The sequence below is a fragment of the uncultured Pseudacidovorax sp. genome (assembly GCF_913773995.1).
Taxonomy (GTDB): Bacteria; Pseudomonadota; Gammaproteobacteria; order Burkholderiales; family Burkholderiaceae_C; genus Xenophilus.
The window spans coordinates 20,672-29,974 of sequence record NZ_CAJYES010000161.1 but is presented as its reverse complement, the minus strand read 5'-3'; the positions used below and the strand labels follow the sequence as shown (position 1 = coordinate 29,974).

Genomic DNA, 9,303 nt, shown 5'->3' with positions numbered 1-9,303 from the left:
CGTCCTTCCAGCTGTAGAGCTTTTCTTCCAGTTGGGGACGCGACAGGATCAGGCCGGGCCGGGCGATCAGCGCCTCCAGCACCGCCCATTCGCGGGCCGAGAGCACCATCGGCTTGCCGTCGACGGTGGCCTCGTGCGTGGCGGGGTTCAGGCTCACGCCCTTGTGCTCGTACACCGGCTCGGCCCGGCCGGCGGCGCGGCGCAGCAATGCGCGGATGCGGGCCAGGAGCTCGTCGAGGTCATAGGGCTTGAGCACGTAGTCGTCGGCACCGGCATCGAGGCCTTCGACCCGCTGTTGCACGGCATCGCGCGCGGTGGTGATGAGCACCGGCATGCGCTGCTTGCGGGCACGCAGGCCGCGCAGCACTTCCAGGCCATCGCGGCGGGGCACGCCCAGGTCCAGCAGCACCAGGTCGTAGTCCTGCGTGCGCAGGGCCGACTCCGCGGCCTCGCCGTCCTTGACCCAGTCGACGGCATAGTGCTCGGCGCGCAGCAGGTCGAGCACGGCCTCGCCGATCATGAGGTCGTCCTCCAGAAGGAGCAGTCGCATGGCGCGGGGTCAGCGGCGCTCGATGAGCTGGCCGCGCAGCTCGCCGTCGGGATAGCGCGTCGTGTGCAGGTTCACGTACCAGCGACCGGCCAGCAGCTCGGCCTGCTGCGAGGGGGTGAGGTTGGCCCGGCCTTCCGGCGCCCGGTTGGGCGAGGCGTCGATGGTGATGACCGGCGGTGCGTTCATGCCGATCAGCGCCGGCCCGTGGAAATGTGCGGCAGTGACCGGGCCGCTCAGGTTGCTGTATGCCAGGCGCCAGCGCAGCAGGCCGGTGCTCTTGTCGAGCACGGCATCGAGCGTGCCGGTGCCCATGCTGGCCACGGGCGGCACCTGATTGCGGCCATCCAGGCGGGTGCTGAAGGCCGCCAGTTGCGGCTCGCGCGGCGCCTGGGGCCGGGGCGCCGGCGTCGGCACGTCCAGCGGCACCGAGGTGCAGCCAGCCAGCACGGCGGCCAGCAGACCCAGGCCGAGGAAGCGACGGGAAGGGAGTTGCGAGGTAGCAGGCATGCGGGCGACCTTATCACTGCGATGCGGCGGGGCCAACCGGGGACGGCGGTACGCCGACGGCCTCAGGGGGAAGGCGCCGCGTCCACCCCCGTGCCGGGCCGGCGCACGCGCGCATGGTCGGGCCGGGCCAGGTCGTAGGTGGTGACGCCGCCGCCCTGCACCTGGCGCTGCAGCCATTCCGGATGGGCCAGGGTGTGGCGCATGTCGCGCAGCCCGTCGGCCCAGTGCGCGTCCACGGCCAGGCGGGAGAACTCGTAGTCCTTGGCGTCCTGCTCCCACTCCGCAGGTCGGTGGATGAGGTGGACGATGTCGATGGGCGCGCTGCGAAGGTGCTGGCACAAGGCGCGCAGGCCGGGCTCCTCCAGCATCTGGGGCGGAAGGCGCTCCAGCAGACCGGCCAGGGCCTGCTGCAGGTTGACGTTGGCGCCCAGCACGTCGGTGTTGAGCCGGGTGCGGCTGGAGTACTGGATGTCCTTTTGACGGGCGGTCACCTCGGCCAGCGTGGTGGGCATCGGCCCCACCGCGCTGAACAGGTCGACCTGCAGCACCAGCAGGCGGCGGTTGCGTTCGTGTTCGTCCAGCACGTACTGCAGCGGCGTGTTGGAGACGATGCCGCCGTCCCAGTAGTCCTCGCCGTCGATGTGCACCGGCGGAAAGCCCGGCGGCAGCGCGCCGCTGGCCATGATGTGCTCCGGTCCGATGCGCACGCGGTGGTTGTCGAAGTACACCGAGTTGCCGTTGCGCACGTTGACCGCGCCCACCGACACGCGGATGCCGTCTTCGTTGAGGCGATCGAAGTCCACCAGCCGCTCCAGCGTGGACTTGAGCGCGGACGTGTCGTAGTAGCTCAACACCGGCGCCGCTCCGCCCAAGAGCAGCGTCGGATCGATGCGCGGCGAGAAGAAGCCAGGAATGCCCATCGCAACCGCCGCATTGGCGCTGAACTGTGCGAGCAGCCGGCGCTCGCCGGCCCAGATGGGCAGTTGCTGGCCCGGCGCCGACGAGACCAGTTGCCAGAACTCACGCAGCCGCTCGACACGCCGCTCGGGCGGGTTGCCCGCGATCAGCGCCGCATTGATGGCGCCGATGGAGACGCCCGCCACCCAGTCGAGTGCATGGTGCTCGCTGGACAGGCCTTCATACACACCGGCCTGGTAGGCGCCGAGTGCGCCGCCGCCCTGAAGCACCAGAGCGCGGACCGTCCGGCCGTCACTGGCCGCCTCCGCCGGCGTCCTGCCCGATGGCTCGGCCGGCATGGTTGAAACGGAAGAGGGGGTCGGGATTCGTCGGGCAGCCATGTCCGCATTGGACACCACGCCCTTGACTGCCAGCCGACCTCGGCAAATCGGGCCCTGCGGGCAGGCGGCGCGCTCCAGCTCCCGCTCGAAAGCGCCGTCGCCGCCCCGTCGCCCCGTCGCCCCGGCGCTCAGGCGCTCAGGCGCTCAGGCGCTCAGGCGCTCAGTCCAGGCTGGCGCCCGACTCCTTCACAAGCGCCTCCCAGGCCGGCGCGTCGCGCTTGTAGGCGGCGGCAAAGGCCTCCGGCGTGGACGCGGCCACCGAGAAGCCCATGGCCACGATGCGGGCCCGGACCTCGGGTTGCTCGCACAGCTGCTGCACCTCGCGCGACATGCGCTGCACGATCTCCGGCGGCGTGCGCGCCGGAGCCGCCATGCCGACGAAGCCGACGATGCGGTAGGCGTCCTCCCGCATGCCCTGCTCGGCCAGCGTGGGCAGCTGCGGCAGGATCTCCATGCGCTGCTCGCCCGTCACACCGATCAGCCGCAGACGGCCGGTGTCGGCATGCGGCTTGGCGCCCAGGGCGCTGGCGAAGGCCATCTGGATCTGGCCGCCGATCAGGTCCTGCAGCATGAGGGCCTCGCCCTTGTAGGCCACGTGGGCCATGTCGGCGTTCTGGCTGCGGCTCATGAAGGCGCCGCCCAGGTGCGCATAGGAGCCGATGCCCCAGGACCCGTACGACACCTTGCTGCGGTTGGCGCGCACGTAGGCCAGCAGCTCCTGCGCGTTCTTGGCCGGCACGCTGGGATGCACGGCCAGCACCACCGGCGCCACCGCCACCTGCGAAACCAGGGCCAGGTCCTTCTGCGGGCTGTAGGGCAGCTTGCTGTAGAGGAACTGGTTGATCAGCAGCGAGGTGCTGAGCGCCACGGTGAAGGTGCTGCCGTCCGGCGCGGCCTTGGCGACCATGTCGGTGCCCAGGATGCCGCCGGCGCCGCCACGGTTGTCGACCACGATGGGCTGACCCAGCTTCGGCGCGAGCTTTTCCGACAGCAGTCGCGCCACGATATCGGTCGCGCCGCCGGCGTTGAAGGGCACGACGAAGCGGATCGGCTTGTCGGGCCAGCTGGACTGGGCCTGCGCCAGAGGCAGCAGGCCGGCTGCGCCCGCTGCGGCCGTGGCGCGCAGCAGGTGGCGGCGGTTCAGGCCGAAGGGTTGGATCGAGGTCATGGTCTTGTCTCCTTTTCTTGCTTCCACTTGAAATCGTCGGGCGGTGTTCAGCCGTCCCGCAGGTGCACCTTCACGGGCAGGGGCGCCAGCGCGGCCTGCAGCGTTTCGCGCGCAGCGTCGGTACAGCCGGCGCCCAGGTACACGGCCACGTCGGCCGCGGCCTCCGGCTCGATGCGCGCGGCGCCTGCGTCTTCGCCCTGCCCCGCCACGATCTGCCGCACCACCGCCACGGCGGCCATCTGCCGCAGTTCGGGCTTGTAGATCTTGCCGACGTTGGTGGTGGGCAGGGCCGGCAGCACCGCCACCCACTTGGGCCGGGCCGGCGGCTCGTCGACGCGGGCGCTGGCGAAGGCCAGCAGCTCGGCTTCCGTGGCCTCGGCGCCCGGCCGCAGCGTGGCGAAGAGCACCGGCAGCTCGCCCGCATAGGCATCGGGCGCACCCACGGCGGCGCAGGTCTGCACGGCGGGATGCGCGCCCAGGGCGTCTTCCAGCATGCCGGGGTCGATGTTGTGGCCGCCGCGGATGATCAGGTCCTTGGCACGGCCGGCCAGGTGCAGCAGGCCCTGCTCGTCCAGCCGGCCAAGGTCGCCCGTGGCCAGCCAGCCATCGGGCGTGAAGGCCTTGGCCGAGTCCCGTGGGTCCAGGTAGCCCGGAAAGACATTGGGCGACTTGAACAGCACCATGCCGGTCTCGCCCGGCGCCACCTCGCGCTCGCTCGCGCCGCCCTGCGCATCGAGGGCCACGATGCGCACCTGCGCATGCGGCGGCACGAAGCCCACGCAGCCGGCCGGCGCATGCACGCCACGCGGCGTGACACTGCTGATGCCGGCCATCTCGGTCATGCCGAAGCTCTCGTGCACATGCAGGCCGAACAGCCGCTCGAAGCGCGCGCCCAGTTCGGCGGGCAGCGGCGCCGCGCCGGTGCGGCAATAGGTGATGGAGGAAATGTCGGCGCCGTCCAGCGGCACATTGGCCAGCGCCGCCAGCATGGTGGGCACGGCCGCCAGCACGGTGGGCCGGTAGCGCTCCACCAGCTTCCAGTAGTTGCGCACCACCTCACGGTTGCGCATCAGCAGCGTGGTCGGGATCACGATCTCGGCGCCGGTCGAGAGCGAGGCCAGCGCGCCCGGCAGCACACCCGCCACATGGAACAGCGGAAAGCCCGCGATGCCCACGTCCGCACTGTTCGTGCCTTGGGTGACCACGCTGGCCCACGCCGTGAAGACCTGGTTGCCGTGCGTGTGCAGTGCCAGCTTCGGCGCGCCCGTGGTGCCGCCGGTGTGGAAGCAGGCCGCCACGTCCTCGGCGGCGATCACGCGACCGCTCACCAGACGGTCGTCGGGCTGGGCTGCCAGAACCTCCTGGAAGTGCAGCGCCCCGGGCGGCAGCACGGGCGCATCCGCGGGCGCCTCGTCATGCGGCGCCACGCGCAGCACATGCTGCAGGCCCGGCACGCGCGCCTGAAGCCGCAGGGCCTTGGCCCAGTAGTCGGCGTCCTCCGGCGCACCGTAGGCGATCAGCGCCTTCGCACCGGTGGCCTGCAGCAGCGCCGCCAGCTTGTCCTCGGTCAGCAGCGGGTTGAGCGGCTGCACGATGCAGGCCGCCTGACCGCCCCAGTGGGCCAGGTGGTATTCCAGGCAGCCGGGCAACAGAGCGGCGACGGTGTCCGTGGGGCCCAGGCCCAGCGCATGCAGCGCATTGGCCGTCTGGTGCATGCGCGCCAGCAGTTCGGCGTAGGTCCAGCGCAGTGGCGGCGTGTCGGGGTTGCCGTCGCGCAGGAAGGTCAGCGCCGCCTTGTCGCCGAAAGCCAGCGCCGCATTGCGGATCAGCTCGTAGGTGCTGCGCGCAGGCAGCGCCTGGGCCAGCGGCGTGGCCGCAAGGCGCGCGATGTCGGCCCGGCTGCGCACGGGAAACGGCGCGGCCAGCGGCAGATGCCGCGGTGGCCATTCGGCGGTGGTGGCGGCGCCGGAGGCAGCGCGCGCAGTCGAGGGCATGGTCATGTCTCCTGGTCTCTTGGGACCGTGTGGTCGAAGGGGGCGGCCAGCGCCCGGGACGGGTTGCGTCAGAGCGCGCCGGACTGTCGCAGCGCCGCGATGCGGTCCGCGTCCATGCCGAGCAACTCGCCCAGCACGTCCTCGGTGTGCTGGGCCAGGCCCGGCGGCACACGACGCACGGGCACGCGGGTGCCGTCGAGGCGGTAGGGCGGCGCCAGCACCGGCACCTCCTGCGCGTCGCCCTCGGCATAGCGGGTGAGCAACCCAGCATCCGCGGTGCGATGGGACTGCAGCGCTTCCAGCAGGCCCAGCACCTCGCCGCAGGGAATGCCGGCGGCACGCATGCGTTCCAGCAGCAGTGCGCGCGGGCGCCGGGCGAGCTCGGCGCGCAACTCGGGCAGCAGCGTGTGGCGGTTGCGCGAGCGCGCAAGGTTGGTGGCATAGCGCTCGTCGACGGCCATCTCGGGCCGCTCGATGACGTCGGTGCAGAAGCGCTGGAACTGCGTGTTGTTGCCCACGGTGATCACCACCGGTCCGTCGGCCGCGTCGAACACGCCATAAGGCACGATGGACGGATGCGCATTGCCGTACTTGGGCGGGTCCCCGCCCTGCAGCAGCGCCTCCATGCCGTAGTAGGCGGTGATCATCAGGCCGCAGTCGTACAGCGCCATCTCCACATGCCGGCCGTGGCCGGTGCGCTGGCGGTCGAACAGTGCCGCCAGGATGGCCTGCGCCGAATACATGCCGGTGAACATGTCCACCGCCGCCACGCCGAACTTGAGTGGGCCCTGCCCTTCTTCGCCGTTGAGCGCCATCAGGCCGGCCTCGCCCTGCACCACCAGGTCGTAGCCGGGGCGGGCCTTCTCGGCGCCGCCGCGCTCGTAGCCGGTGATGGAGCAGTACACCAGGCCAGGGTTCAGCGCGCGCAGGTCCTCGTAGCCCAGGCCCATCTTCTCGATGCCGCCGAACTTGAAGTTCTGGATCAGCACATCGCACTTCGCAGCCAGCTCGCGCGCCAGTCGCTGTCCCTCTGCCGTACCCAGGTCGATGCCGATGGAGCGCTTGTTTCGATTGGCGCTGTTGAAGTAGCTGGTGTTGCGCGCACCCACGCGCAGGCCCCAGTCGCGCGTGTCGTCGCCGCGGCCGGGATGCTCCACCTTGATCACCTCGGCCCCCAGGTCGCCCAGGGCCTGGGCACACATGGGGCCTGCCAGCACGCGTGAGAGATCCAGCACGCGCACGCCTTCGAGCGGCAGGCGCATCGTCATGCCGCCAACTCCGCGCTCAGCGCGATGTAGCGCGACAGATGGTGGTCCTCGTCGCCAAACTGGTGGTCGATCATGACCAGACGCTTGGCGTAGTGCGACAGCGGCAGCTCCCAGGTCATGCCGATGCCGCCATGCAGCTGGATGCTCTCTTCGGCCACCAAGGTGCCGATGCGTCCGATGCTGTACTTGGCGGCCGACAGCGCCTTCTCGCGTGCCAGACGGTCACCGCCGTCGATGGCGGCCGCGGCGTTGATGACGGCCGAGCGCGCCTGCTCCACTTCCAGCAGCAGGTCGGCCATGCGGTGCTGCAGGGCCTGGAAGCTGCCGATGGGCACGCCGAACTGCTTGCGGGTGCGCAGGTATTCGAGCGTGTCGCGCTTGGCGACTTCCATGGCGCCCAGGGCCTCGGCGCACAGGGCGAGCACGCCCCAGCCGGTGGCACGCTCCAGAAGGGCCGCGCCCTCGCCTTCCGCACCCAATAGCGCATCGGCGGGCAGTTGCAGGCCTTCCAGTGTCAGCTCGGCCACGCGGCCACCGTCGATGCGTGGGCAGTCGCGACGCAGCAGGCCGGGCGCGTCGCCGGGCACCAGGAAGAGCGAAATTCCCTGCGCATCGTCGATGCCGCCGCCGGTGCGGGCCGAGACCAGCAGCAGGTCGGCCTGGGCGCCCAGCGCCACCACGGCCTTGGCGCCGTCGAGGCGCCAGCCGTCGCCCTGCCGCACGGCTCGCGTCGCCACGCGGTGGGCCTCGTAGTGCGAGCCGGGCTCGTCATGCGCCAGGGCGGCGAAGGTGCTGCCATCCACCAGACCGGCCACGCGCGCCTGCTGCGCCTCGCTGCCCGCGGCGGCCAGGGCCTGGCCCACCACCAGCGCGCCGAGGAAGGGCTCGACCACCAGGCCCTTGCCCAGGCTCTCGAACACCACGGCCACGTCGAAGCCGGTGCCGCCGAAGCCGCCCACCGCCTCGGGCAGCAACGCGCCGACGGCGCCGATCTCGGCCAGATGCGCCCAGTGCGCGCGGCTGAAGCCCTTGTCGCTCTTTGCGATGCTGTCGCGCGCCTCGAAGCCGTACTGGTCGGCGATGAAGCGGTCCAGGGAGTCCGCCAGCATGCGGCGGTCTTCGGTGTGTTCGAAGTTCATAGGCCGAGGATCATCTTGGAGATGATGTTCTTCTGGATCTCGTTGGAGCCGCCGAAGATCGACAGCTTGCGGTTGTTGAAGTACTGGGCGGCCAGCGGCGCGGCTTCCTCCGGGCCGACGGCGGCCTCGTCCCAGCCCGCGTGCAGCGCGGCCTCGATGAAGGGCTGCGCATAGGGGCCCATGGCGCGGCGTGCGAGCGACGAAATCTCCTGGCGGATCTCGGTGCCGCGGATCTTGAGCATGGAACTTTCCGCCCCCGGCACACCGCCGCCGGCCACCGCGGCGATCACGCGCAGGTTGGTGGTCTTCATGTTCTCCAGGTCGATCTCCACCTTGGCGAGACGCGCGGCGAAGAGCGGGTCCTGCGCCAGCGGCTTGCCATTGCGCTGCACCTTGGCGGCGATGCGCTTGAGCTTCTCCAGCGCGGCCACCGAGAAGCCAACGCCCGCGATGTTGGTGCGCTCGTAGGTCAACAGGTACTTGGCATAGGTCCAGCCCTTGTCCTGCTCGCCCACGAGGTTGGCGGCCGGCACACGCACGTCGGTGAAGAAGACTTCGTTGACCTCGTGCTCGCCGTCCAGCGTGATGATGGGCCGCACCTCCACGCCGGGCGAATCCATGTCGACCAGCAGGAAGCTGATGCCCGACTGGGCCTTGGCCTCGCGGTTGGTGCGCACCAGGCAAAAGATCATGTTGGCGTAGTGGCCCAGCGTGGTCCAGGTCTTCTGGCCGTTGACCACGTAATGGTCGCCGTCCAGCACGGCCGTGGTCTTGACCGAGGCCAGGTCCGAGCCCGAGCCGGGTTCGGAGTAGCCCTGGCACCACCAGTCCTCGCCGCTCAGGATGCGCGGCAACCAGTGCTGCTTCTGCGCCTCGCTGCCGTACTTGATGAGCACAGGCCCCAGCATGTTGACGCCGAAGGGCACGATGCGCGGCGCGCCGGCCAGGGCGCATTCGTTCTCGAAGATGAACTTCTGCACCGCGCCCCAGCCCGGGCCGCCGTACTGCTTCGGCCAGTGGTTGGCCAGCCAGCCGCGCTCGTTGAGGATGCCGTGCCATTCGGCCATGTCTTCGCGCGTCAGGCGCAGGCCGCGCTTGACCTTGTCGGCGATGCGGTGGGGCAGCCTGTCGTGCAGGAACTGCTGCACCTCGCTGCGGAAAGCCTCTTCGTCGGCCGTGAATGTCAGGTCCATCGGTGGTCCTTGAAGGTGAGCGCATCCCTGCGCCCGATGGCACATGGACACATGCTCTGAGAAAACTGAAAGTGAGGCGGCCGGCGCCGGTCGCTTGAGCCGTTCGCCCTGAGCTTGTCGAAGGGCTCGCACCTGACGCCCCCGCTTCGACAAGCTCAGCCCGAACGGTTTCGGGTGGACAGAGCG

General features: G+C 70.5%; 8 protein-coding genes. All 8 read right to left on the bottom strand.

Translation table 11 applies throughout. The features are described from left to right. The coding region (locus QZ772_RS15060; protein ID WP_295527805.1) for a response regulator transcription factor at nucleotides 1-550 on the bottom strand (550 nt) is incomplete at its 3' end. A gap of 9 nt (nucleotides 551-559) precedes the next feature. Beyond that, nucleotides 560-1,057, bottom strand: coding sequence for a CHRD domain-containing protein (locus QZ772_RS15055; RefSeq protein ID WP_295527802.1), 498 nt, complete (start codon nucleotides 1,055-1,057; stop codon nucleotides 560-562). Nucleotides 1,058-1,119: 62 nt separating this feature from the next. Next, complete coding sequence (locus QZ772_RS15050) at nucleotides 1,120-2,313, bottom strand: patatin-like phospholipase family protein (RefSeq protein ID WP_295527799.1); 1,194 nt, start codon at nucleotides 2,311-2,313, stop codon at nucleotides 1,120-1,122. A 202-nt stretch (nucleotides 2,314-2,515) separates the two neighbouring features. Beyond that, nucleotides 2,516-3,523, bottom strand: a complete 1,008-nt coding sequence (locus tag QZ772_RS15045; RefSeq protein ID WP_295527796.1) for a tripartite tricarboxylate transporter substrate binding protein — start codon at nucleotides 3,521-3,523, stop codon at nucleotides 2,516-2,518. A gap of 47 nt (nucleotides 3,524-3,570) precedes the next feature. After that, nucleotides 3,571-5,517 (bottom strand): acyl-CoA synthetase, encoded by a 1,947-nt coding sequence (locus QZ772_RS15040; protein ID WP_295527794.1) that lies wholly within the window; start codon nucleotides 5,515-5,517, stop codon nucleotides 3,571-3,573. 68 nt (nucleotides 5,518-5,585) lie between these two features. Beyond that, the gene (locus QZ772_RS15035; protein ID WP_295527791.1) at nucleotides 5,586-6,785 is read right to left on the bottom strand and encodes a CaiB/BaiF CoA-transferase family protein; all 1,200 of its coding nucleotides are present in this window, start codon (nucleotides 6,783-6,785) and stop codon (nucleotides 5,586-5,588) included. Further along, the gene (locus tag QZ772_RS15030) at nucleotides 6,782-7,924 is read right to left on the bottom strand and encodes an acyl-CoA dehydrogenase family protein (protein ID WP_295527787.1); all 1,143 of its coding nucleotides are present in this window, start codon (nucleotides 7,922-7,924) and stop codon (nucleotides 6,782-6,784) included. The genes QZ772_RS15035 and QZ772_RS15030 overlap by 4 nt, the downstream gene beginning before the upstream one ends. After that, a complete protein-coding gene (locus QZ772_RS15025; protein WP_295527785.1) occupies nucleotides 7,921-9,117 on the bottom strand; it encodes an acyl-CoA dehydrogenase family protein in 1,197 nt (398 codons plus the stop codon). The genes QZ772_RS15030 and QZ772_RS15025 overlap by 4 nt, the downstream gene beginning before the upstream one ends. Nucleotides 9,118-9,303: the final 186 nt, after the last annotated feature.